This window comes from Pseudomonas sp. CROZ-RG-20F-R04-15 (assembly GCF_022662375.1).
In the GTDB taxonomy this organism is placed as follows: Bacteria; Pseudomonadota; Gammaproteobacteria; order Pseudomonadales; family Pseudomonadaceae; genus Aquipseudomonas.
The window spans coordinates 278,782-302,676 of sequence record NZ_JAKNQL010000002.1 but is presented as its reverse complement, the minus strand read 5'-3'; the positions used below and the strand labels follow the sequence as shown (position 1 = coordinate 302,676).

18 protein-coding genes are annotated in these 23,895 nt (G+C 59.8%); 10 read left to right on the top strand and 8 right to left on the bottom strand.

Annotated elements, in window-relative coordinates:
- Window positions 1–6: 6 nt before the first annotated feature.
- The 4 genes from L8H52_RS05750 (at window position 7) to L8H52_RS05735 (ending at window position 8,922) form a co-directional block, all read left to right on the top strand.
- Entirely contained in the window at window positions 7–1,335 is a 1,329-nt protein-coding gene (locus tag L8H52_RS05750; protein WP_127929223.1) for a deoxyguanosinetriphosphate triphosphohydrolase, read from the top strand.
- 314 nt (window positions 1,336–1,649) lie between these two features.
- Entirely contained in the window at window positions 1,650–2,276 is a 627-nt protein-coding gene (locus L8H52_RS05745) for a response regulator transcription factor (RefSeq protein WP_034155223.1), read from the top strand.
- 8 nt (window positions 2,277–2,284) lie between these two features.
- Complete coding sequence (locus L8H52_RS05740) at window positions 2,285–5,929, top strand: transporter substrate-binding domain-containing protein (protein WP_242205645.1); 3,645 nt, start codon at window positions 2,285–2,287, stop codon at window positions 5,927–5,929.
- Window positions 5,930–5,976: 47 nt separating this feature from the next.
- Window positions 5,977–8,922 carry an HD domain-containing phosphohydrolase gene (locus tag L8H52_RS05735; RefSeq protein WP_242205647.1) on the top strand — a complete coding sequence of 982 codons (2,946 nt, stop codon included), beginning with the start codon at window positions 5,977–5,979 and terminating at the stop codon, window positions 8,920–8,922.
- Here L8H52_RS05735 and L8H52_RS05730 read toward each other — a convergent pair whose 3' ends face one another.
- Window positions 8,923–9,405: a GAF domain-containing protein gene (locus tag L8H52_RS05730; protein WP_242205649.1), complete on the bottom strand. Its 483-nt coding sequence runs from the start codon at window positions 9,403–9,405 to the stop codon at window positions 8,923–8,925.
- Complete coding sequence (locus L8H52_RS05725; protein ID WP_242205651.1) at window positions 9,402–10,292, bottom strand: ATP-binding protein; 891 nt, start codon at window positions 10,290–10,292, stop codon at window positions 9,402–9,404. The genes L8H52_RS05730 and L8H52_RS05725 overlap by 4 nt, the downstream gene beginning before the upstream one ends.
- 166 nt (window positions 10,293–10,458) lie before the next feature.
- Between L8H52_RS05725 and L8H52_RS05720 the strand changes: the two genes are divergently transcribed.
- Window positions 10,459–12,780, top strand: coding sequence for a response regulator (locus tag L8H52_RS05720; protein WP_242205653.1), 2,322 nt, complete (start codon window positions 10,459–10,461; stop codon window positions 12,778–12,780).
- Here the strand turns inward: L8H52_RS05720 and L8H52_RS05715 are convergent.
- The 3 genes from L8H52_RS05715 to msrB form a co-directional block, all read right to left on the bottom strand.
- Window positions 12,764–13,225, bottom strand: coding sequence for a MarR family transcriptional regulator (locus L8H52_RS05715; RefSeq protein ID WP_242205655.1), 462 nt, complete (start codon window positions 13,223–13,225; stop codon window positions 12,764–12,766). The genes L8H52_RS05720 and L8H52_RS05715 overlap by 17 nt on opposite strands.
- The gene (locus L8H52_RS05710; protein ID WP_034155230.1) at window positions 13,222–13,707 is read right to left on the bottom strand and encodes a glutathione peroxidase; all 486 of its coding nucleotides are present in this window, start codon (window positions 13,705–13,707) and stop codon (window positions 13,222–13,224) included. The genes L8H52_RS05715 and L8H52_RS05710 overlap by 4 nt, the downstream gene beginning before the upstream one ends.
- A 108-nt stretch (window positions 13,708–13,815) precedes the next feature.
- On the bottom strand, window positions 13,816–14,211 hold the full coding sequence (gene msrB / locus L8H52_RS05705) for a peptide-methionine (R)-S-oxide reductase MsrB (RefSeq protein WP_242205657.1): 396 nt from the start codon (window positions 14,209–14,211) through the stop codon (window positions 13,816–13,818).
- A 224-nt stretch (window positions 14,212–14,435) separates the two neighbouring features.
- Here msrB and L8H52_RS05700 point away from each other — a divergent pair, with 224 nt between their 5' ends.
- Window positions 14,436–15,647: a pyridoxal phosphate-dependent aminotransferase gene (locus L8H52_RS05700; protein WP_007908620.1), complete on the top strand. Its 1,212-nt coding sequence runs from the start codon at window positions 14,436–14,438 to the stop codon at window positions 15,645–15,647.
- Between the two features lie 303 nt (window positions 15,648–15,950).
- Window positions 15,951–16,838, top strand: a complete 888-nt coding sequence (gene htpX / locus L8H52_RS05695; protein ID WP_007908619.1) for a protease HtpX — start codon at window positions 15,951–15,953, stop codon at window positions 16,836–16,838.
- Between the two features lie 179 nt (window positions 16,839–17,017).
- Here the strand turns inward: htpX and L8H52_RS05690 are convergent, their stop codons facing one another.
- Window positions 17,018–17,665, bottom strand: coding sequence for a thiopurine S-methyltransferase (locus L8H52_RS05690; protein ID WP_242205659.1), 648 nt, complete (start codon window positions 17,663–17,665; stop codon window positions 17,018–17,020).
- A 103-nt stretch (window positions 17,666–17,768) separates the two neighbouring features.
- On the opposite strand from L8H52_RS05690, the gene L8H52_RS05685 reads away from it, so the two are divergent.
- Window positions 17,769–18,536, top strand: coding sequence for a class III extradiol ring-cleavage dioxygenase (locus tag L8H52_RS05685; protein ID WP_242205661.1), 768 nt, complete (start codon window positions 17,769–17,771; stop codon window positions 18,534–18,536).
- Between the two features lie 105 nt (window positions 18,537–18,641).
- On the opposite strand, the gene L8H52_RS05680 is transcribed toward L8H52_RS05685, so the two are convergent.
- Window positions 18,642–20,315, bottom strand: a complete 1,674-nt coding sequence (locus L8H52_RS05680) for a DEAD/DEAH box helicase (protein ID WP_008088238.1) — start codon at window positions 20,313–20,315, stop codon at window positions 18,642–18,644.
- A gap of 423 nt (window positions 20,316–20,738) precedes the next feature.
- On the opposite strand from L8H52_RS05680, the gene L8H52_RS05675 reads away from it, so the two are divergent.
- Complete coding sequence (locus tag L8H52_RS05675) at window positions 20,739–21,530, top strand: crotonase/enoyl-CoA hydratase family protein (protein WP_242205663.1); 792 nt, start codon at window positions 20,739–20,741, stop codon at window positions 21,528–21,530.
- A gap of 107 nt (window positions 21,531–21,637) precedes the next feature.
- Here L8H52_RS05675 and L8H52_RS05670 read toward each other — a convergent pair whose 3' ends face one another.
- Entirely contained in the window at window positions 21,638–22,393 is a 756-nt protein-coding gene (locus L8H52_RS05670; RefSeq protein WP_242205664.1) for a spermidine synthase, read from the bottom strand.
- Window positions 22,394–22,546: 153 nt separating this feature from the next.
- On the opposite strand from L8H52_RS05670, the gene L8H52_RS05665 reads away from it, so the two are divergent.
- The gene (locus tag L8H52_RS05665; RefSeq protein WP_242205667.1) at window positions 22,547–23,893 is read left to right on the top strand and encodes a 3-deoxy-7-phosphoheptulonate synthase class II; all 1,347 of its coding nucleotides are present in this window, start codon (window positions 22,547–22,549) and stop codon (window positions 23,891–23,893) included.
- Window positions 23,894–23,895 lie beyond the last annotated feature (2 nt).

Sequence of the window (23,895 nt, the reverse complement as noted above, 5' to 3'; positions counted from 1 at the left end):
TCAGCCTTGGATTGGCAAACCCTGCTCAACCGCGAACGTCTCGGCAAGCCGCTGCACAGCCCGCAAGAACTTGGCCGCAGCCCTTTCCACAAAGACCATGACCGCATCATTTTCTCCGGTGCCTTCCGCCGCCTCGGACGCAAGACCCAAGTGCATCCGGTCACCAGCAACGACCACATCCACACGCGCCTGACCCACTCGCTGGAAGTCAGTTGCGTCGGCCGCTCGCTAGGCATGCGGGTGGGCGAAACCCTGCGCAGTGCCCTGCCCGAATGGTGCGATCCGGCCGACCTCGGTATGGTCGTGCAGTCGGCGTGTCTGGCCCACGACATTGGCAATCCGCCGTTCGGCCACTCCGGTGAAGATGCCATTCGCCACTGGTTTCAGCAGGCTGCCGGACGTGGCTGGCTCGACGGCATGAGCGAAGCCGAACGCGCTGACTTCCTCAATTTCGAAGGCAATGCCCAAGGCTTTCGCGTACTGACTCAGCTGGAGTACCACCAGTTCGACGGCGGCACACGGCTGACTTACGCGACTCTCGGCACTTACTTGAAATACCCGTGGACCGCGCGCCACGCCGACTCCCTGGGCTACAAGAAACACAAATTCGGCTGTTATCAGAGCGAGTTACCGCTACTCGAGCAGATCGCCCACAAACTGGGCCTGCCACAAATCGAGGATCAACGCTGGGCGCGTCACCCGTTGGTTTACCTGATGGAAGCCGCCGACGACATTTGCTACGCCCTGATCGATCTCGAAGACGGCCTGGAAATGGAGCTGCTGGACTATGCCGAAGTCGAATCGCTGCTGCTCGGGCTGGTGGGCGATGATCTGCCGGAAACCTATCGTCAGCTCGGCCCGCAGGATTCGCGTCGACGCAAACTGGCGATTCTGCGCGGCAAGGCCATCGAGCATTTGACCAACGCCGCCGCGCGGGCCTTTGTCGAGCAACAGGACGCATTGCTTGCGGGCACGCTGCATGGCGATCTGGTCGAACACATGCACGGTCCGGCCAAGCGTTGCGTGTTGAATGCCAAGGACATCGCCCGCAAGAAAATCTTTCAGGACAAACGCAAAACCCTGCATGAGATCGGCGCCTATACCACGCTGGAGATCCTGCTCAACTCGTTCTGCGGCGCGGCGCTGGAACAGCACAACGGTCGCACGCCGTCGTTCAAGAGCCGACGCATTCTCGATCTGCTGGGCAGTAACGCACCGGATCCGCAAGGTTCGTTACACACCTCGTTTCTGCGCATGATCGACTTCATTGCCGGCATGACCGACAGCTACGCCAGTGACATGGCGCTGGAAATGACCGGTCGCTCCAGTCACTGATCCATTGCACGCGGGCGGCCATTGATACTGGCCACCCGCAGGCACCGCACGCACTGCCGCCAGCCAATGATTCAGCAACTTTAAACAGCTATAAAAAACCATTTACAGCCAGCACTTGCAAATCATTCAAGGCAAACTATAAGCCTGTTAAAATCCTGCACTTCCTTACGTCAAACCTAGTTTGACCGTAGTCCGTTTCCTTATTAGTTGTAGGAACAATCCGATAACGTGGCTAGAGCCATGTCACTTCATGCGAGCGCTCATTCAACTGAGCTAAGGTGCGCGCTTTATTCGTGCTTGCATGGGATTTGATTATGAACTCCGTTTTTATTGTCGACGATCACCCGGTCATCCGTCTCGCCGTTCGAATGCTGCTGGAGCATGAAGGTTACAAGGTCGTCGGTGAAACCGATAACGGGGTCGATGCCATGCAAATGGTGCGCGAATGCATGCCCGATCTGGTGATTCTCGATGTGAGCATCCCCAAGCTCGACGGCCTGGAAGTCCTGGCCCGCTTCAATGCCATGGGCTCTCCGCTGAAAATCCTGATTCTGACGGCACAGTGTCCGACCCTCTTCGGCATTCGTTGCATGCAATCCGGTGCATCGGGTTATGTCTGTAAACAGGAAGACTTGAGCGAACTGGTCAGTGCGATCAAAGCGGTACTTTCCGGTTACAACTATTTCCCCAGTCAGGCATTGAATCCGGTTCGCAGCGACGACGTTCGTTTTGCCGAACTGGAACTGTTCAAATCCGTCAACGACCGCGAATTGATGGTATTGCAACTGTTTGCCCAAGGTCGCACTAACAAGGAAATAGCCAAGGGCATGTTTCTCAGTAACAAGACTGTCAGCACCTACAAAAAACGCCTGATGCAAAAACTCAAAGCCAAATCCCTTGTAGAACTTATCGAGATGGCCAAACGAAACGCACTCGTGTGAGAGCCCGCATGCCCAGCCGTTTAAAGGACTATTTAATGGCGTTGAGTGCAGGTCTGTGCCTGAGCACCAACGTATTCGCCATGCCCGGCACTTCACCGGACTATGCCCTGCTCAGCCGGTCGGCGAACGAACCGGTGCAGGTCACGCTCGAACAGTCCCAACGGCAATGGCTGCATGCACGTAGCGAACTGGTTCTGGGCACCTCCGCGCCCGACTATCCGCCTTTTGACATGACCGTCAGTGGCAAGGACTACGAAGGCCTCACGGCCGACTACGCCGGGCTCCTCGGCCAGGCCACCGGTTTGCCGATCAGGGTGCAGCGCTTTGCCTCGCGGGATGCTGCCATTCGCGCATTGGTCGACGGCCAGGTCGATCTGCTCGGTACCGCGAACGGCTTCGAAGCGAGCAATGCCAACCTCGCGTTATCGACCCCCTATGCCATTGATCAGCCTGTGCTGGTTACCCGCGAAGATGAAACCCGCTCTCTCACCGAAGGCCTGGCCGGCTTGCGGCTGAGCATGGTCTATCACTATTTGCCGCTGCCCGAAGTCAAGGCGCTGTACCCCAAAGCGCTCATTACCTGCTACCCCTCCTACCAGAATGCGATCAATGCCGTAGCGTTCGATCAGGCCGATGTGTTCCTCGGCGACACCCTTTCAACTCACTACATGATCAACAAGGGCTATCTGAACAACGTGCGCATGGCCAACTTCGGCAAACAGGAAGCGCAGGGATTCAGCTTCGCCGTACGCCGCAACAACCCACAACTGCTGGCGATCATCGACAGCGTGATCAAGGCCGTGCCGGCCAGTGAGCGTGACAACATCGCCAAACGCTGGAGCGCCGGCAGCGATCTGCTGCTCACCGATCAGAAACTGCAGCTGACCCAGCGCGAAGAAGCCTGGCTCAAACAGCATCCGGTGGTCAGCGTGGTCGTGAATGAAGCATTCGCGCCCCTGACATTTTTTGACAACGACGGCAATTTTCGTGGCATCAGCGCCGACTTGCTCGAGCTGATTCGCCTGCGCACCGGCCTGCGTTTCGAGATCCGCCGCAGCCGCAACGACGCGGAAATGATCCAGCAGATCGACCGTCATCAAGCCGACCTGATCGCCGCACTGCTACCGTCGGAGGAACGTGAAAAAACGCTCAACTTCAGTCGTCCTTACCTGGAAAACTCATACGTTCTGCTGACCCGCAAGAGCGCCGACGGCCCGACCAATCTGGGCCAGCTCAAAGGCAAACAACTGGCGATTGCCCAAGGCAACCCAATGGTCGAGTACTTGCGCCGGGATTATCCGCGCATCCATCTGATTGAAACACCAGACACGTTCAGCGCTGTCTCGCTGCTCGCTGAAGGCCACGTCGATGGCGCTGTGAACTCGCTGGTCATTGCCAACTACTTCATTTCCTCGCGGATCTTTAACCAGCCATTGCAGATCACCACCACCATCGGCACCGGTCAGGCGGCCTTTTCACTGGCGACCGCGCGGGACAATACGGAACTGACCTCGATCATCAACAAGGCGTTGTTGAGCATCGCACCCGATGAACTGGGCGTGATCAATGGCCGCTGGCGCGGTTACTCCACGGCGTCTCAAAACATCTGGCACAACTACCAGCGCCTGTTTTATCAAGTGATTATCGGCGCCTGCCTGGTATTGCTGTTGCTCCTGGCCTGGAATGCCTACATGCGCCACCAGATCAAACAACGCCAGGCCGCCGAACGTGCGCTGAACGACCAGTTCGAATTCATGCGCTCACTGGTCGATGGCACGCCGCACCCGATTTATGTTCGCGATCGCCAGGGTCTGCTGCAAAGTTGCAACGAAAGCTACCTCGAAGCCTTCAATGCCAAGCGTGAAGACGTGATTGGCAAAAGCGTCATCGAGGGCACCCTGAGCAACGCGTTCGAAGCCCAGGCCTTTCAGGCCGATTACCAGCGCGTCGTTGCCGAAGGCACGCCGATGGTCGTCGACCGGCCTTTGCACATCGGCAACCGGCGCCTGACCATCTATCACTGGATCCTGCCGTACCGCGACTCCAGCGGCGACGTGAAAGGCATCATCGGCGGCTGGATCGACATCAGCGAACGTCGGCAGCTGTTCGAGGAACTGCGCACGGCCAAAGAGCGGGCGGATGAGGCCAACCGGGCGAAAAGCACCTTTCTGGCGACCATGAGTCATGAAATCCGCACGCCGATGAATGCCGTGATCGGCATGCTCGAGCTGACACTCAGACGTATGGATCAACAGCATCCGGATCGCTCGTCAATCGACACGGCCTATCATTCGGCCAAGGATCTGCTGGGTTTGATCGGTGACATTCTCGATATCGCACGGATCGAATCCGGACGCCTGAGTCTTTGCCCGGAACGGGTCAATCTGGTCGACACCGTGACGTCAGTGGCGAGGATCTTCGACGGTCTCGCACGACAGAAGAATCTCTCCCTGCAAGTCATCTTCAATCCGCCGGATCTGGCCGTCGATGTGTATCTGGACCCTTTGCGTTTCAAACAGGTGCTGTCGAATCTGGTCAGCAACGCGATCAAATTCACCGAACAAGGCCATGTGCGCATTACCCTCGATCTGATGAATACCGAGGGGCCGGCGCGCGCCCTGCTACAACTGACCGTGCAGGACAGCGGTGTCGGCATCAGTGCGGAGGATCAACAACGCTTGTTCGAACCGTTTGCCCAGAGCGAAAACAGCACTCAACAAGGCAGAAGCGGTGCCGGGCTGGGGCTGGTGATCAGTCGCAATCTGTGCGAAATGATGGGCGGACAACTGCAACTGAGCAGCCAGCCGGGCATCGGCACCCAGGTCTGCCTCTCGCTGGCGCTGGAAACACTGCCGATACAGGTGAATACCGCCAAAAGTGAACCGACAATCAAAACATCAAGCTCGCCCCTGCTTGTGCTGGTGGTAGACGACCATCCGGCCAATCGCCTGTTGATGTGCCAGCAACTGGAGTTTCTCGGCCATCACTTCAGCATTGCCGAGAACGGCTGCAGTGGTCTGGAACTGTGGAAGGCTGGCCACTTCGATCTGGTGATCGTCGACTGCAACATGCCCTTGATGAATGGTTATGAACTGACTCGCGCCATTCGTCAGCATGAACTGCAGACACGCTGCCCGCCGTGCACCGTGCTGGGCTTTACAGCCAATGCGCAACCCGAGGAAATCCAGCGTTGCAAACAGGCCGGCATGAACGACTGTCTGTTCAAGCCCCTGAGCCTGAGCCTGCTCAGCCAGTGGGTCGATGGCATCACGCCGGCGTCAACACCTGCGGCATTCAATCTGCAAAACATGAATATGCTCACCGGTGGCAACCCGGCGCAGTCGCGCCGACTGCTGGCCGAATTACTCAAAAGCAGCCGTCTCGACCGCCAGGAATTGCTCGCGCTGTCGCCCGAACATGATCGCGGCGCGCTGGCAGTGGTCGCACACAAGATCAAGGGTGCCGCGCGCATTGCTCAGGCCACGCGCGTGATCGAATGTTGCGATGCCCTCGAGCAGGCCTGCGCCGAGGCGCTGACGACCGCTGAGATCGCCCGCCATTGTGAGGCGAGCAACCGCGCGATGCTCGAACTGGAGCAGGCCCTTCAGCAACAATTGACGTTGTCGGATCGAGGCACAATGAGCGTGCCTTAACTATGCTTGGCGCTGAGCAGTGAGTTAACCATCATGGAGAGCCAGAAATGCCCAGCCCACTGCGCCCGGAACAACGCCGCTTCCCGCTGCATGTGCACATCAGCGTCATGTTCACCTTCCTGCTGCTGCTCACCGGGGTCGTGCTGGGATTGTTCAATTACCGCCAGACCACGCAGATCATCCTTTCGAGCAGCGAGAAGCTGTTCGAGCGGATCGAACAGGACGTGCGCCTGGACATGTCCGCCACCTATCAGCCGATCCGGCATCTGCTGAGCCTGCTGGCGGACAACCCCGCCACTCAGGCCGAGCGCCTTGAACAGCGCTTGCCCTTGCTCAGACCGTTCAGCCAGTCGCTCACCGACAACCCGAATCTGGCGTCGTTGTATCTGGGTTATGCCAATGGCGATTTCTTCATGGTGCGCCCACTGCGCAGCGCCGCGCTGAAAACACTGCTCAAGGCCCCTGAAGCGGCGGCCTATCAGGTCTGGAGCATCGAACATGACGCGCAGGGCGCCATACACTCACAGTCACTGTTTTTCGATCAGGCACTGACGCCGGCAGGCCGGCAGGACAACCCCGAAGACCGCTACGATCCGCGCAGTCGTGCGTGGTTCACCGATGCCCGCCAGCAAAGCGAGCAGATCACCACCGAGCCCTACGTGTTTTTCTCCACGCACAATGTCGGCACCACGCTGGCCCGACGCAGCGGCGCGAACGCCGTGATCGGCGCTGACCTGACGCTGGTCGCACTGTCTGCCGCTCTGAGCAAGCACGTGGTCACCGCGTCCACCGAAATTGCCTTGTTCGATGCTGACGGCAACGCTGTGGCCTACCCCGACAGCCAGAAACTGATCGTCGATGGCAACACCGCGCATCTGGCAAAAGCCGCAGACCTGAGTCCAAGCCTGCACGCGCTGCTGTCCGGCGCGCATTCCGGCAATCGCCTGGAGGCGGATGGCCGGCAATGGATCGTCGCCCGCAGCAGCATTCAGGAGGGCGGCCCGAAAGGTTTGCAACTGGCGCTACTGGTACCGGAAGACGAGTTGTTGGTCGATGCCTACCGCTTGCGCTGGCAAGGCGCGCTGATCACCCTGGCGACCTTGCTGCTGTGCCTGCCACTGGGCTGGGTAATTTCGCGGATTCTGGTCAAGCCGTTGCACGCGCTGGTCAAGGAGGCCGACGCCATCCGCAGTTTCGATTTCAATTTTCCGTTGGCACGCCGCTCGCCAGTGCTTGAAGTCGACCAATTGAGTGTGTCGATGGCGCGGATGAAAGACACCTTGGCGAGTTTTTTCCGCATTACCGACACCCTCGGTGCCGAAACCCGCTTCGCTCCCCTGCTGCAACGGGTGTTGTTTGAAACGGTGCAGATTGCTCAGGCACAGGCGGGGCTGATCTATCTGCGTGAAAGCGACAGCAGTCGCATGGAGCCTTACGGACTGGTCATCGACGGCACGCCTCAGCCCCTGGAGACGTTCGACATTCAGGGCCATGACCTGCAACACAATCAGGGTCCGGCGTGGTTCGAGCAATTGGTCAGCGCCAACAATGTGGTGAGCAACTTCGGCGTCGATCAGGCCGGCGATCTGCAAAAAGTCCTGCTGACGATGCAATCGCCACGCATCCATCTGATCGGCATCCGCCTGCACAATCGCCACGACGAAACCATCGGCCTGCTGATCCTGCTGGTGCACGACAGCGGCACGGCGGCCGACCTGGAAAAACTGCGTCCCGACCGCATCGCATTCCTCCAGGCGGTGTCCGGCGCGGCGGCGGTGAGTATCGAGAGCCAGCGCCTGCAAGCCCGCCAGAAGCAGTTGCTCGACGCCTTCATTCAATTGCTCGCCGGCGCCATCGATGCAAAGAGCCCTTATACCGGCGGACATTGTCAGCGCGTGCCGGAGCTGACGCTGATGCTTGCTCAGGCAGCGGCAGCCAGTCAGACGCCGGCCTTCAGCGCCTATCAACCCAGCGAAGACGAGTGGGAGGCCTTGCACATTGCCGCGTGGCTGCACGATTGTGGCAAGGTCACAACACCTGAATACGTGGTCGACAAGGCGACCAAGCTGGAAACCATCAACGACCGTATTCATGAAATCCGAACCCGCTTCGAAGTGCTCAAGCGTGATGCCTGGATCAGCTATTGGCAGGCGCGGGCGCTGGGCGGTGATGAGAGCGCACTGGCCGAGCTGCGTGACACGACACTGATGGCGCTGGACGACGACTTTGCGTTTGTCGCGCGCTGTAACCTGGGCAGTGAGGCCATGGCTGAAGCGGATCTGCAACGCCTTGATCATCTGGCCAGGCGTACCTGGATGCGTACTCTCGATGATCGTCTGGGTGTGTCCTGGGAAGAGAACCGGCGTCAGTCGCGCACGCCGGCGCCGAGCTTGCCGGTCAGTGAACAGCTATTGGCAGACAAGCCCGAACACTTGCTCGAACGCGACCCGAACGAATTGATTCCCGAAGACAATCCGTGGGGCTTCAAACTGGATGTGCCGCGCTACAAATACAATCGCGGCGAGCTGTACAACCTGAGTATCAGCCGTGGCACCCTGACCCGCGAAGAGCGTTACGTGATCAATCACCACATGGTCCAGACCATCATGATGCTCAGTCACCTGCCCTTCCCCGGCCACCTCGACAGCATTGCCGAAATCGCCGGCGGTCATCATGAAAAAATGGACGGTACCGGTTACCCGAAACGCCTGAAACGCGAAGAAATGAGCCTGCCGGCGCGGATGATGGCAATTGCCGATATCTTCGAAGCGCTGACCGCAGCCGATCGCCCGTACAAGAAAGCCAAGACCTTGAGTGAGGCGTTGGCAATCATGGCGACCATGTGCCGCGAAGCACATATCGATGCGCAACTGTTTGGACTGTTCATCAATGAAGGCGTTTACATGCAGTACGCCGTGCGCTTTCTCGATTCCGCGCAGATCGACAGCGTGGATCCGGCCAGCCTGCTGCACAAGGCTGGCCTCACCGCGTGATCAGCAGTCGGTCAGACGCAGGAAAATCGCCGCCAGTTGCTCGATACCCGCCTGATCCTGCGCGCCGAAACGCGCCAGTTTCGGGCTGTCGAGGTCGAGCACACCGATCAGGCGTCCGTCCTTGACCAAGGGCACGACCAGCTCACTGTTGGAAGCGCTGTCGCAGGCGATATGCCCGGGGAACGCATGCACGTCTTCAACGCGCTGGGTTTGCTGACTGGCCGCCGCCGCGCCACACACACCACGGCCGAACGGAATGCGTACACAGGCGATCTGGCCCTGGAACGGACCCAGCACCAGCTCTTCGTTGCGGTTGAGGTAAAAACCCGCCCAGTTCAGATCATCGAGCTGGTTGAACAGGAACGCCGAAAACTGCGCGGCGTTGGCGATGAAATCGCGCTCATCCGCCAGCAGCGATTCCAGTTGCGCGGCCAACATGCCATAGCCTTCGAGGCCCTGGCCGCTTTGTTGCAAATCAATCATGCCTTGTGCTCCAGCAATTTCAGTCCCACCCAGTAACGGGCGAATTGGTACGCGCAACGTCCGTTGCGATTACCGCGGCCGGTGGCCCAACGCACGGCAAGGATGTCCAGCGCTTCGTCGCGTTGCCAGCTCAGGCCGGCCTTGGCGGCCAACTGGCCGATCCAGTGCTCGACGACGTTAAGGAAGTGTTCTTGGGTAAACGGATAAAACGACAGCCACAGACCGAAACGGTCCGACAGCGCGATCTTGTCTTCAACGGCTTCGCTGGGATGCAGCTCGCCGTCGACGCGTTTCCAGTTTTCGTTGTCGCTTTCCTTCTCCGGCACCAGGTGGCGGCGATTGGAAGTGGCGTACAGCAAAACGTTGTCCGGGGCCTGCTCCAGCGAGCCGTCGAGCACGCTTTTGAGCACGCGATAGTCACCCTCACCGGATTCGAACGACAAGTCATCGCAAAACAGCACGAAACGTTGTGGCAGCTTGCCGATCTGCTCGACCACTCGTGGCAGATCCGCCAGATGATCGCGCTCGATCTCGATCAGGCGCAGGCCTGCGGCGGCGTGTTCCGCCAGCAACGCGCGGACCAGCGAAGACTTGCCGGTACCGCGCGAGCCCCAGAGCAACGCATGGTTGGCCGGCATGCCATCGAGAAATTGCTGGGTATTGCGCCCCAGTTGCTCCAGTTGACGGTCGACACCGATAAGGTCGGACAGACGCATGTCGAGGCTGACTTCCAGCGGCAGCAGATAACCGCTGCGCCCGTCGCGCTGCCAGCGCGCAGCCAGACAAGTACCCCAGTCGATCACCGGCCGTGGTGCCGGCAACAGCGGTTCGATCCGCGCCAGAACCGACTCGGCACGTTCAAGAAAAGCATTCAATCGGGAATCCACGTCTTCTCCTCGGGCACGTTCACAGTGATGATGACGATCCAGCGACGACGCACAGATCAAAATTCACCTACCAAGCCTTGTTACAAGGCGATTCGGGAACCTCGGTATCCATACATGATCGACTATGCTTGAGCAGCGAAGGGAAACGGAAGTGGTTCAACACCCCATGGATATCAAATTCACCCACCGGCTGTCTTACAAGCAAGCCAGGCTTACCGTGCTGGTCGGGTTCATTCTGGGCACGCTGCTCAGCCTGCTGCAAATCGGCATCGATTATGCCAGTGAAGACGCCTCTATCAACCGTGAAATCCTGTCTTTACTGGAAATCAGTCATAACCCGGCGTCACGTATCGCCTACAACATCGACGCCGAGCTGGCGCAGGAACTGACCTTGGGGCTGTTGCGCTCACCGGCGATCATTTCTGCGCAACTGATCGACAACAACAGCACCGTGCTGGCCAGCGTCAAACGCCCGGAACTGCAAAGCGGCTATCGGGTGATCAGCGACTTCCTGTTTGGTGCCAAGCGCCAGTTCGAGGATCGTTTGTACCTCGACCATCTGCCCAACGAATCGCTGGGCGTGCTGAGCCTTGAGGTCGATACTTTCGCCTTTGGCAGCCGCTTCCTGCGCCGGGCCGAAGTGACTCTGCTCAATGGCTTCGCCCGCAGCCTGATTCTGACCGGCATTCTGCTGGCGCTGTTCTACGTGATGCTGACCAAACCACTGGTGCGGGTGATCCGCGAACTCAGTGGACGCGACCCGCGCAGTGCCGAACCGACCACGCTGGAATGTCCGGCCGGCCATGCCAACGATGAAATCGGCGTGCTGGTCAAGGTCGCCAATCAACAGTTCGAGAACATTGCCACCGAGATCCAGCAGCGGCGTAACGCCGAAAACCGTCTGACCGACTATCTCGGACAACTGGAAAACATCGTCTCGGCGCGCACCGCCGAACTCAAGGCAATCAATGCGCGGCTCAGCCAGTCCAATCAGGAACTCGAAGTGGCCCGCAGCACAGCCCTTGAAATGGCCGAGGCCCGCTCGGCGTTCCTCGCCAACATGAGCCATGAGATCCGCACACCGCTCAACGGCCTGCTGGGGATGATCGCGCTGTCACTCGACGGCCCGTTGAACGCCGAGCAGCAGCAACAGCTGTCGATCGCCCACGATTCGGGCAAGGTGCTGGTGGAGTTGCTCAACGATATTCTCGACCTGTCGAAATTCGATGCCGGGCAGCTGGAGCTCGAGCACATCCCCTTCGATCTTGGCTCACTGATCGAAGACACCGCCAACCTGCTCTCGCAGAATGCCGCGCCGAGCGTCGAGCTGACCTGCCTGATCGACCCGCACTTCCCCGCCCTGGTGCTGGGCGATCCGACCCGGGTCCGGCAGATCGTCAGCAACCTGCTGTCCAACGCGCTTAAATTCACCCGGTTCGGCCGGGTGGATGTGCGCTTGTCGACCTCCAGGGATGGCGTGCGCATCGAGGTCTGCGACACCGGCATCGGCATCGCCCAGGACGCGCAGCTGAAAATCTTCCAGCCGTTCACCCAGGCGGGCGCCGGGATCACCCGTCAGTATGGCGGCACCGGGCTGGGACTGGCGCTGACGTACAACCTCTGCGAAGCCATGCAGGGCCGCCTGACCATCAGTTCCGAGACCGGTTTCGGCAGTCAGTTCTGTGCCGAGCTGCCGCTGCCCTGCCATACCCGCGCACTGGCACCGGCGCCGCTGCACGGCAAGATACTCGCCATCACCGCCGCCAGCAGTGGTCTGGCAGAGCTGTTGCAGAGTCTGCTGCCGGTCTGGGGACTTGCGTATGAACAGCGCACCATTGATGACTCGCTGTTGGGCCTGACCCCGGACGTGGTGATCACCGATTGTCCGGAGTGTCTGTTCGGCCTGCGCCCGACGCTCGTTGCGCCGATTTTGCTGGTGACCGCCTACGGCAGTTTCCTGCCGAGCGAAGAAGCGGCCGCCCTGGCTCCGCTGCAGCAGCAGGCGCGACCGTTGGCGCGCAATGCGCTCTACCAGAACCTGCGGCGCACCCTGCAACCGGACGTGGTTGCGATCAACGATGCGCAGCTCGAAACCTCTCCCTCGGTGCGACGCGGACGGGTGTTGCTGGTCGAGGACAACCCGGTCAATCAACTGGTGGCCAAAGGCATGCTCGGCAAACTGGGCTGCGAGGTCATCGTCGCCGCCCATGGTGCCGAAGCGCTGGATCAACTGGAATATCACGAATTCGATCTGGTGCTGATGGACTGCAACATGCCCGTCATGGACGGTTACGAGGCCAGCCGGCAGATCCGCCAGAGCGGACGCTGGCCGAACCTGCCCATCGTCGCCCTGACCGCCAACGCGATGTCCGAGGAACGCGAACGCTGCCGCGCGGCAGGCATGAGCGACTACCTGGCCAAGCCGTTCCGCCGTGAAGAACTCGCGGCACTGCTCGATCAATGGATCCCGACTACGACAGCGCCTTGATCTGCCCCAGCAAGTGATCGAGACCGTCGCGCAGCTCATTGAGGCGGTCCAGATCCACCCCGCTGTCGCACAGCAGCCGGGCCTTGAGCGGCCCGACCTGCTCACGCAAGGCTTGCCCGGCCGGCGTCAGGCTCAGATGAACTTCGCGCTCGTCGCGCGTCGAACGCTGGCGCTGCACCCAATGTAATTGCTCCAGACGCTTGAGCAACGGCGTCAGCGTGCCCGAGTCAAGCGCCAGGCGCGCTCCCAACGCCTTGACGGTCGGCTGCTCCGGCGCACTGTCCTGCCATTCCCACAGCACCAGCATCGCCAGATATTGCGGGTACGTCAGGCCGAGCTGATCGAGCATCGGCTTGTAGGCGCGAATCACCGCCCGGGAGGCGGCGTACAACTTGAAGCACAACTGACTGTCGAGCTTCAGCGAATCGACCGGCAGGCTGTTCATTTGAGCAGGGCTTCGATCTCGCGGCTCAGGTCCTGCGGCTTGGTGGCCGGGGCGAAGCGCTTGACCAACTGGCCGTCCTTGCCAATGAGGAACTTGGTGAAATTCCACTTGATGCCTTGGGAGCCCAGTACGCCTGGGGCGCGCTTCTTCAACTGCACGAACAGTGGATGAGCACCGGCGCCGTTGACTTCGATCTTCTTGAACAGGGGGAAGCTGACACCGAAGTTCAGCTCGCAGAATTCGCTGATCGCACCCTCGTTACCCGGCTCCTGCTTGCCGAACTGATTGCAGGGAAAGCCCAAGACCACCAGGCCCTGATCCTTGTAGGTCTGCCACAGCTCTTCGAGACCTTTGTATTGCGGGGTGAAGCCGCACTTGCTCGCGGTGTTGACCACCAGTACCGCCTTGCCGGCGAAATCGGCCAGGGTCTTTTGTTCACCTTTGATCGTGGTGCAGGGGATGTTCAGCAGGTTGTCGCTCATGTGGCGGGCTCCGCAGACGGTCGGGAAAGACCAAACATAGCGAGCAATTAAATTGCGTGCAATTTAATTATTCAAAAACAAGGCGACCCGAAAGTCGCCTTTATTCGCTTATTCGCGGGGTACCAGGTCCAGGCACACCGAATTGATGCAGTAGCGCAGGCCGGTTGGTGCTGGACCGTCCGGAAACACATGACCCAGGTGCGCATCGCAGCGCGCGCACTTCACTTCGGTGCGGATCATGCCGTGGCTGACGTCACGTATTTCGGTCATGGCGCTTTCGCCAATCGGCGCGTAGAAGCTCGGCCAGCCGCAGCCGGAATCGAATTTGGTCGTGGAATCAAACAGCGGCTCGTTGCAGCAAACGCAGTGGTAGACACCGTCGGTCTTGGTGTCGTTGTATTTGCCGGAGAACGGTCGCTCGGTCGCACTGAGACGGCAAACGTTGTACTGCTCGGGGTCGAGCATCTCACGCCATTCTTCCAGGGTTTTTTCCAACTTTTCCATCATCACACCTCAGCGGCTGAAAAAGCCCGATCTGTACCTTTTCCACGGATCGGGCGGCACGTATGATTGCGCCTCGTCACGCACCAGTCTGGCAGCCAGACCGGGCGCATTCAAACGGATTATGGGAGCCACGGCTCAAGACGTCCGCCTGTGTGAAAACACAGGAATCCCAGCACGGTTGTCCATTCGCCGCCTGGATCGTTCATTTTCGGGATCACATCGCCATGCAGTTCAGCAAATCGAACAAGCTCGCCAACGTCTGCTACGACATTCGCGGCCCGGTGCTCAAGCACGCCAAACGACTGGAAGAGGAAGGCCAGCGCATCCTCAAGCTGAACATCGGCAACCCGGCGCCGTTTGGTTTCGAAGCGCCGGACGAAATCCTCCAGGATGTGATCCGCAACCTGCCGACCGCGCAAGGCTACAGTGACTCCAAAGGCCTGTTCAGCGCGCGCAAGGCAGTGATGCAGTACTACCAGCAAAAGAATGTCGAAGGTGTCGGCATCGAAGATATCTATCTGGGCAACGGCGTTTCCGAGCTGATCGTGATGTCGCTGCAGGCGCTGCTCAACAACGGTGACGAAGTGCTGGTGCCGGCCCCGGATTATCCGCTGTGGACCGCTGCCGTCAGCCTCGCCGGTGGTAACGCCGTGCATTACCTGTGCGACGAGGGTGCTGACTGGTTCCCGGATCTGGCCGACATCAAGGCCAAGATCACGCCGAACACCAAAGCCATGGTGATCATCAACCCGAACAACCCGACCGGCGCGGTGTATTCGAAGGAAGTGCTGCTGGGCATGCTGGAAATCGCTCGTGCGCACAACCTGGTGGTGTTCTCCGACGAGATCTACGACAAGATTCTGTATGACGATGCCGTGCACATCTGCACGGCTTCGCTGGCGCCGGATCTGCTGTGCCTGACCTTCAACGGTCTGTCGAAGTCCTACCGCGTGGCCGGTTTCCGTTCTGGCTGGATCGCCATCTCCGGGCCGAAACACAACGCTCAGAGCTACATCGAAGGCATCGACATGCTGGCCAACATGCGCCTGTGCGCCAACGTGCCGAGCCAGCATGCGATCCAGACCGCACTGGGTGGCTATCAGAGCATCAATGATCTGGTGCTGCCGCAGGGCCGCCTGCTCGAACAGCGCAACCGTACCTGGGAGTTGCTCAACGACATTCCCGGCGTGAGCTGCGTCAAGCCGATGGGCGCGCTGTACGCGTTCCCGAAAATCGATCCGAAGGTCTGCCCGATCCACAACGACGAGAAATTCGTCCTCGACCTGCTGCTTTCCGAGAAGCTGCTGGTGGTACAAGGTACGGCGTTCAACTGGCCGTGGCCGGATCACTTCCGCGTGGTCACCCTGCCCCGCGTCGACGATCTGGAAATGGCCATCGGCCGCATCGGCAACTTCCTCAAGTCGTACCGCCAGTAACTGGCCAGCAGTGCGCAACGGCCAAACGTTGCGCACTGTCTGATTCAGCAACACTTCTGCGTTCCAGCTCTGCGTACGCCTTCTACACTTGCGATTCGTATCAGTCACCTGCGCCTGAGGTAATGGCGACGGGTCGCGGCTGGCTGTCATCCCTATCGGTATCTGTCGTGGGAATTGTGCCAAGCACCGAAGAATCCGCTGTAGGACACAGTTTGAAATAGTCACTCAGTTGAATAGCCCGGTGCAGCACCTTATATACCCCGCAGTACGCTACATCTTTAGCTTGAGGAGATTTCTACAACCATGATGCGCATCCTGCTGTTTTTGGCCACTAACCTGGCGGTCGTGCTGATAGCCAGCATCACCCTGAGCCTGTTCGGCTTCAACGGGTTCATGGCGGCCAACGGGGTTGATCTCGACCTTAGTCAGCTGCTGGTTTTCTGTGCGGTCTTTGGTTTCGCCGGCTCCCTGTTCTCGCTGTTCATCTCCAAGTGGATGGCGAAGATGAGTACCGGCACCCAGATCATCAGCCAGCCACGTACCCGGCATGAGCAATGGCTGCTGCAAACCGTCGAGCAACTGTCCCGCGAAGCCGGGATCAAGATGCCCGAAGTCGGTATTTTCCCGGCCTACGAAGCAAACGCCTTCGCCACCGGCTGGAACAAGAACGACGCGCTGGTCGCGGTCAGCCAGGGCTTGCTCGAGCGTTTCTCGCCCGATGAAGTGAAAGCCGTACTGGCCCACGAAATCGGCCACGTGGCCAACGGCGACATGGTCACGCTGGCGCTGATCCAGGGCGTGGTGAACACCTTCGTGATGTTCTTTGCGCGGATCATCGGCAACTTCGTCGACAAGGTGATCTTCAAGAACGAAGAAGGCCAGGGCATCGCCTACTACGTGGCGACCATCTTCGCCGAACTGGTACTGGGCATTCTCGCCAGTGCGATCGTCATGTGGTTCTCGCGCAAGCGCGAATTCCGTGCTGACGAAGCCGGCGCACGTCTGGCCGGCACCAGCGCGATGATCGGCGCACTGCAACGCCTGCGCGCCGAACAGGGCCTGCCGGTGCATATGCCGGACACCCTGAACGCCTTTGGCATCAACGGTGGCATCAAACAGGGCTTCGCCCGCATGTTCATGAGCCACCCGCCGCTGGAAGAGCGTATCGACGCGCTGCGTCGTCGCGGTTGATCAGATTGGCGTAAAAACAAGAGGCCCGCAGTGATGCGGGCCTTTTTTGTTCCTGCCAATAATGAATTGTTGCTGATGGCCTCTTCGCGAGCAGGCTCGCTCCCACACGAGCCCTGCGAACTCCCATCCAATGTGGGAGCGAGCCTGCTCGCGAAGGGGCCAGCACTGTCAGCAAAAATCTATCGGGGAGAAACCCGGTAAACCCGCTCCTCCAGCCGCGTCACACCCGCCTGCAAGAACCTTCCACTCTCCGCCAGCACATCCTGCTCCTCCTGCACCTGCACCCGCCAGACATCCCCGAGCAACCGCTGCACTTCATCATCCGCGACGGCAAACGGTGGCCCCGGCATCTGCGCCTGATCGTAATCCAGCGTAATCAACAACCCTTGCACACCCAGCGGCAGGATCTGCTGAAGATGCGCCGCGTAACGCTCACGCATCGGCGCTGGCAAGGCGATCAACGCAGCACGGTCGTACAACGCCGTGCAATCGGCTACATCGCTCGGCGTCAGCGCAAAGAAATCACCGCACCACAGTTCGATGGCGTCACTGCTATAGACCTTGAACGCGCCCTTCTGGCTGATCTGCGGCTGTACCTGATGCTCAGTGAAAAAGTCTTCAATCGCCTTCTCCGACAGCTCGACCCCGAGTACCTGATGACCACACCCAGCCAGCCACGCCAGATCCAGACTTTTCCCACACAAAGGCACGAGCACTCGCGCCGTTACCGGTACCGACCAGTGCCGCTGCAGATACGGATTCACCTCGGGCAGGTGAAAACCGATCTGCCCTGACGCCCACTTCTTGTGCCAAAACTCCGGCTGCATGCATCACTCCCAATAATTCGATCAAAAAGCGTTAAAACTTATATTAGATTTAGATCAATGATCTGACTGAAGATGAGCTCATCTTAACGCTCAGGAACCCATCATGTTTCCCAGCCTGTTTATTTCCCACGGTTCACCCATGCTCGCGCTGGAACCCGGTGCCAGTGGCCCGGCGCTGGCGCGTCTGGCCGCTGAATTGCCGAAACCCAAAGCCATCGTGATCGTCTCCGCCCACTGGGAGAGCCACGAACTGCTGGTCAGCAGCCATGCGCAACCGGAAACCTGGCATGACTTCGGCGGCTTTCCCCGCGCACTGTTTGAAGTGCGGTACCCGGCGCCGGGCAATCCGCAGTTGGCCGCTGAGGTGGCCGATCTGCTGAATGCCAACAACCTGCCCGCACGCCTCGACCCGCAACGCCCGTTTGATCACGGCGTCTGGGTGCCGCTGTCGTTGATGTACCCGCAGGCGGATATCCCGGTGGTGCAAGTCTCGCTGCCGAGCCGGGGCGGCCCGGCGTTGCAAACCCGGGTCGGCCGAGCGCTGGCGAGCCTGCGTGATCAGGGCATTTTGCTGATCGGCTCCGGCAGCATCACCCACAACCTGCGCGAACTGGACTGGCACGCCGGCCCGGAAAGCGTTGAGCCGTGGGCGCGGGATTTCCGTGACTGGGTGATCGAGAAACTGGCGACTGACGATGAGGCTGCGCTGCATGATTATCGCCAGCAGGCGCCGCATGCGGTGCGCAGTCATCCGAGTGATGAGCATTTGTTGCCGCTGTATTTCGCGCGGGGCGCGGGCGGTGCGTTCAGCGTGGCGCACAAAGGATTCACGATGGGTGCGCTGGGCATGGATATTTACCGCTTCGGTTGACGCCTTCGCGAGCAGGCTCGCTCCCACAAAGGCAAAAAGCAGGCAAAAAAAATCCCCGAACCAGTCGGGGATTTTTTATGTTCGATCAATCAGCCCAAGGGCGGATCAATCTTCGCGATAGCGACGCAGTTTCAGCTGCTTACCGGCAACGCGAGTGTCCTTCAGTTTGGTCAGGAGTTTGTCCAGACCATCTTCCGGCAGCTCGACGAGGCTGAAGCTGTCACGCACCTGGATGCGACCGATCGCTTCACGGGCCAGACCGCCTTCGTTGAGGATGGCGCCCAGCAGGTTCTTCGCAGCGATACCGTCACGCGCACCCAGCGCGGTACGGCAACGAGCACGGCCTTCGCCCAAAGGCATTGGCGCGCGACGCTCGCGGTCACCACGATCAGGACGGTCACCGGTGCGCTCAGGACGGTCGCCACGCGGTGCATTGTTCGGCACCAGTGGACGTTCCTTCTCGATCGCCGCCAGGTTCAGCGCTTGACCGTTGGTGGCTTTGCGCAGCAGCGCAGCAGCCAGAGCACGCGGGGTGCAGCCGATGTCTGCAGTCAGACGATCAAGCAGCTCACCGTGAGTCGATTCGGCATCAGCCACCAGCGGCGACAGGCTGTTGGTCAGTTTCTTGATGCGCGCATCGAGAACGGCCTGAGCGTCCGGCAGACGGACTTCAGCGACTTTCTGACCGGTTACACGCTCGATCACTTGCAGCATGCGGCGCTCACGTGGAGTCACCAGCAGCAGTGCACGACCTTCGCGACCGGCACGGCCGGTACGGCCGATACGGTGAACGTAGGATTCCGGGTCGTACGGCATGTCAACGTTGAACACGTGAGTGATGCGCGGAACGTCCAGACCACGAGCAGCTACGTCGGTCGCAACAACGATGTCCAGACGGCCATCTTTCAGCGAGTCGATGACGCGCTCACGCTGGTTCTGGGCGATGTCACCGTTCAGCGCCGCGGCTTTGTAGCCTTTGGCGTCGAGGGCGCTGGCCAGATCCAGGGTCGCTTGCTTGGTGCGCACGAACATGATCAGAGCGTCGAAGTCTTCCACTTCCAGCAAGCTGAGAACGGCCGAAGTCTTCTGGTCAGCGTGAACCAACAGGTGGGCCTGTTCGATCGCGGTAACGGTCTGGGTCTTGGTCTGGATCTTCACGTGTTGCGGATCGCGCAGGTGGCGTTCGGCAATGGCGCGGATCGACTGCGGCAGGGTCGCCGAGAACAAAACGGTCTGACGGGTCGCTGGCAGAGCCTTGAAGATGACTTCCAGGTCATCCATGAAGCCCAGTTTCAACATTTCGTCAGCTTCGTCGAGAACCAGGTGGTTCACGGTCGACAGCACTTTTTCGTCACGACGCAGGTGGTCGCACAGACGGCCCGGAGTGGCGACAACGATCTGTGCGCCATTACGGATTGCTTTCAGTTGCGGGCCCATCGGCGCGCCGCCGTAAACGGCCACAACAGTAACGCCCGGCATTTGCTTGGCGTAGGTTTCGAAAGCGGTTGCTACTTGCAGCGCCAACTCACGAGTTGGCGCCAGGATCAGGGCTTGCGGTTCGCGCTTGGCAGGATCGATGCGGTGCAGGATAGGCAGTGCGAACGCGGCGGTTTTACCGGTACCGGTTTGCGCCTGGCCAATCATGTCCTGGCCGGCCATGATGATCGGGATCGATTGCTGCTGAATCGCCGAAGGCTCTTCGTAGCCGGTCGCTGCGACGGCTGCAAGAATATTCGGGTTAAGATTAAAAGCGGCGAATCCGCCGGTTTCCTGGGTCATGGGTCTGCCTCTAAGTGCATCCGCAAAGACCCATGCTCCAAAGCTGCGCATGCCGTGTTGAGACTCAAGAGTCGCCCTGGCAGCTTTGTCGGCGGGGATTTGCGAAAACGAATGAATGAAAAAAAGAATCGTCCGGGAAGAGCCCGCAATGCGGACGTGCAGCCGAAGCTGACTTCGGGAAATTGCGCTACCTAAACGCGGCCCGGTTAAAGGCCGGCGCGCACTATACCGGATTTTGCCCAAAAAGGGAGCTTTTTTTATTGGCTGAATGCGTGTGTCACCGCTGTGTAACGGGGTTTTGCGGATAATCGCGCCAAGGTCTATTTTTCAAAGGCCCGGCCCTGCGGGCGATGACGCTTAAACGATTCATCGATGTGCGGCATACCGTCGCTGCACCCGCCCTTCCCGCTCGAGGATTTCGCCATGAATCAGCCCTGCCCCGGCCGCGTCAGCCGTGAACGTCGTGGTCACGTCCACCTGATTGGCCTCGATCGAGCGGCCAAACGTAACGCTTTCGACCTCGACCTGCTCAACGAGCTGAGCCTGGCCTATGGCGAGTTCGAAGCCGACAGCGAGGCGCGGGTAGCCTTGGTGTTCGGTCATGGCGAACACTTTACCGCCGGTCTGGATCTGGTCAACGCCAGTTCGGCTTTGGCGCAAGGCTGGCAGGTTCCGCCCGGCGGTTGCGATCCGTGGGGCGTTTTCGTCGGGCCACGGGTGAGCAAACCGGTGATTGTCGCCGCACAGGGCTACTGCCTGACCATTGGCATCGAGCTGATGCTGGCGGCGGATATCAATCTCTGTGCGAGCAATACCCGCTTCGCGCAAATGGAAGTGCAGCGTGGGATTTTTCCTTTTGGTGGCGCGACTTTACGTTTTCAGCAGATTGCCGGTTGGGGCAATGCCATGCGCTGGTTGCTGACCGGCGATGAGTTTGATGCGCACGATGCGTTGCATCTGGGGTTGGTGCAGGAAGTCATAGCCAGTGAAGATCTGTTGCCGAGGGCGATTGAATTGGCTGAGCGGATTGCCCGGCAAGCGCCGCTGGGGGTGCAGGCGACGTTGATGTCGGCGCGGCAGGCAAGGTATGAAGGTGAGACAGCGGCGGCGCAGGGGTTGCCGGCGCTGGTGAAGAAGTTGCTGGCCAGTGAAGATGCCAGGGAGGGGGTGAGGTCGTTGGTGGAGCGGCGTCCTGGCATTTTCAAAGGGATCTGAAATTTTCGCAGGCTATCAGGCCCTCTTCGCGAGCAGGCTCGCTCCCACAGGGAAATGCATTCCAATGTGGGAGCGAGCCTGCTCGCGAAGGGGCCATCACTGACGACTCAAGTCGCCGGGCGAATCGCGTTGATCAACGGCTGCAACGAATAGCCCAACCGTGGCGCCAGCGCTGCGGCCCGCGTGGTCAACGCTTGCATGTCCAGTTCCTGATCAAGGTCCGCCGGCACCAGCAGAATCACATTGCCCTCCTTCACCGGCAGCTCCCAATAATGCCGGTGATAGAGTCCGCGCAATAGCGCCGCGCCCAGCGGTTGGCCATCATCGGTAGCCCACTGATTGATCACCAGCCAGCCACCCGGATTCAGACGCTTCTGGCAATCACCGAGAAAACCCCAGGCCAGATGCCCGACACCCGGCCCGACGTCAGTGTAGAGGTCGACGAAGATCAGATCCGCAGGCTCTGCGGTCGGCAACAACTCCAGCGCATCGCCGACACGGATGTACAGGCGAGGATCATCATCCAGCCCAAGGTATTCGATAGCCAAACGCGGCACATCCGGGCGCAGTTCAATGGCTTCGACATCTTCCAGCGGCAGAAACTTGAGGCAAGCCTGAGTCAGCGTACCGGCACCGAGCCCCAGAAACAGCGCACTCTCCGGCTGTTCATGGCACAACGCACCGATCAGCATCGCCCGGGTGTAGTCGTATTCCAGCCAGCTCGGATCAGCGGTGAACACGCAGCTTTGCTCGATCGCATCGCCGAACTCGAGAAAGCGGTAATCGGCCACTTCCAGCACGCGAATCACGCCGAACTCATCCTGTACTTCGGCGAGCAGATGCTCGACGCGCTCCTCAGTCATTTCGTCTCCTGATGGTCACCGGGCGCGGTGACGCGATGGCACCGCTGTGGTGCCGTGGCAAAGCGGCGATTGTCGGTGATGGGGCGGGAGCAGGTCACGCACTAATTGCTGCTACCATGGGCTTCCCGTGCGTAGAACCAATTAGAGACCGTGATGAGCCAACCGTGGAGCCCTGACAGCTGGCGCGCCCTGCCGATCCAGCAACAACCCCAATATCCTGACGCTGCGCATCTGCACCAGGTCGAGCAGACGCTGGCCAGCTATCCGCCACTGGTGTTTGCCGGCGAAGCGCGCGAGCTGCGTCGTCAGTTTGCCGAAGTCACTCAGGGCCGGGCATTCCTGCTGCAGGGCGGCGATTGCGCGGAAAGCTTCGCCGAGTTCTCCGCCGCGAAGATTCGCGACACCTTTAAAGTGTTGCTGCAAATGGCGATCGTCATGACCTTCGCCGCCGGTTGCCCGGTGGTCAAGGTCGGGCGCATGGCCGGTCAGTTCGCGAAACCGCGTTCGGCCAACGACGAGACCATCGACGGTGTGACCCTGCCGGCCTACCGTGGCGACATCGTCAACGGCATCGGCTTCGACGAAAAGAGCCGCGTGCCGGATCCGGAACGTCTGCTGCAGTCCTACCACCAGTCCACCGCAACCCTGAACCTGCTGCGTGCCTTTGCTCAGGGCGGTTTTGCCGACCTGCATCAGGTGCACAAGTGGAACCTGGATTTCATCGCCAACTCGGCGCTGGCCGAGAAATACAGCCACCTGGCCGACCGCATCGATGAAACCCTGGCGTTCATGCGCGCCTGCGGCATGGACAGCTCGCCGCAACTGCGCGAAACCAGTTTCTTCACCGCCCACGAAGCGCTGCTGCTGAACTACGAAGAAGCCTTCGTGCGGCGCGACAGCCTGACCAACGATTACTACGATTGCTCGGCGCACATGCTGTGGATCGGCGACCGCACCCGTCAGCTCGACGGCGCGCACGTTGAATTCCTACGTGGCGTGAACAACCCGATCGGCGTGAAAGTCGGCCCGAGCATGAATCCGGAGGATCTGATCCGTCTGATCGACGTGCTCAACCCGGACAATGATCCGGGGCGCCTGAACCTGATCGCGCGGATGGGTGCGAACAAGGTCGGCGATCACTTGCCGGCGCTGATTCGCGCGGTGCAGCGTGAAGGCAAGCAGGTGCTGTGGAGTTCCGACCCGATGCACGGCAACACCATCAAGGCCAGCAGCGGTTACAAGACCCGCGACTTCGCGCAGATCCTCGGTGAGGTTAAACAGTTCTTCCAGGTGCACGAAGCGGAAGGCAGTTACGCCGGCGGCATTCACATCGAGATGACCGGACAGAATGTCACCGAGTGCATTGGTGGCGCGCGGCCGATTACTGAAGATGGCTTGTCGGATCGCTATCACACCCATTGTGATCCACGGATGAATGCTGATCAGTCGCTGGAGTTGGCGTTTCTGATTGCCGAAACCCTGAAGCAGGTTCGCCGCTAGAA

Excerpts from the sequence above, each read along its gene's own strand:
- htpX (WP_007908619.1), top strand. The coding sequence starts at position 15,951 with ATGATGCGCATCCTGCTGTTTTTGGCCACTAACCTGGCGGTCGTGCTG.
- L8H52_RS05720 (WP_242205653.1), top strand. The coding sequence starts at position 10,459 with ATGGATATCAAATTCACCCACCGGCTGTCTTACAAGCAAGCCAGGCTT.
- msrB (WP_242205657.1), bottom strand. The coding sequence starts at position 14,211 with ATGGAAAAGTTGGAAAAAACCCTGGAAGAATGGCGTGAGATGCTCGAC.
- L8H52_RS05715 (WP_242205655.1), bottom strand. The coding sequence starts at position 13,225 with ATGAACAGCCTGCCGGTCGATTCGCTGAAGCTCGACAGTCAGTTGTGC.
- L8H52_RS05685 (WP_242205661.1), top strand. The coding sequence starts at position 17,769 with ATGTTTCCCAGCCTGTTTATTTCCCACGGTTCACCCATGCTCGCGCTG.
- L8H52_RS05735 (WP_242205647.1), top strand. The coding sequence starts at position 5,977 with ATGCCCAGCCCACTGCGCCCGGAACAACGCCGCTTCCCGCTGCATGTG.
- L8H52_RS05730 (WP_242205649.1), bottom strand. The coding sequence starts at position 9,405 with ATGATTGATTTGCAACAAAGCGGCCAGGGCCTCGAAGGCTATGGCATG.
- L8H52_RS05700 (WP_007908620.1), top strand. The coding sequence starts at position 14,436 with ATGCAGTTCAGCAAATCGAACAAGCTCGCCAACGTCTGCTACGACATT.
- L8H52_RS05740 (WP_242205645.1), top strand. The coding sequence starts at position 2,285 with ATGCCCAGCCGTTTAAAGGACTATTTAATGGCGTTGAGTGCAGGTCTG.
- L8H52_RS05665 (WP_242205667.1), top strand. The coding sequence starts at position 22,547 with ATGAGCCAACCGTGGAGCCCTGACAGCTGGCGCGCCCTGCCGATCCAG.
- L8H52_RS05690 (WP_242205659.1), bottom strand. The coding sequence starts at position 17,665 with ATGCAGCCGGAGTTTTGGCACAAGAAGTGGGCGTCAGGGCAGATCGGT.
- L8H52_RS05710 (WP_034155230.1), bottom strand. The coding sequence starts at position 13,707 with ATGAGCGACAACCTGCTGAACATCCCCTGCACCACGATCAAAGGTGAA.
- L8H52_RS05745 (WP_034155223.1), top strand. The coding sequence starts at position 1,650 with ATGAACTCCGTTTTTATTGTCGACGATCACCCGGTCATCCGTCTCGCC.
- L8H52_RS05670 (WP_242205664.1), bottom strand. The coding sequence starts at position 22,393 with ATGACTGAGGAGCGCGTCGAGCATCTGCTCGCCGAAGTACAGGATGAG.
- L8H52_RS05675 (WP_242205663.1), top strand. The coding sequence starts at position 20,739 with ATGAATCAGCCCTGCCCCGGCCGCGTCAGCCGTGAACGTCGTGGTCAC.
- L8H52_RS05680 (WP_008088238.1), bottom strand. The coding sequence starts at position 20,315 with ATGACCCAGGAAACCGGCGGATTCGCCGCTTTTAATCTTAACCCGAAT.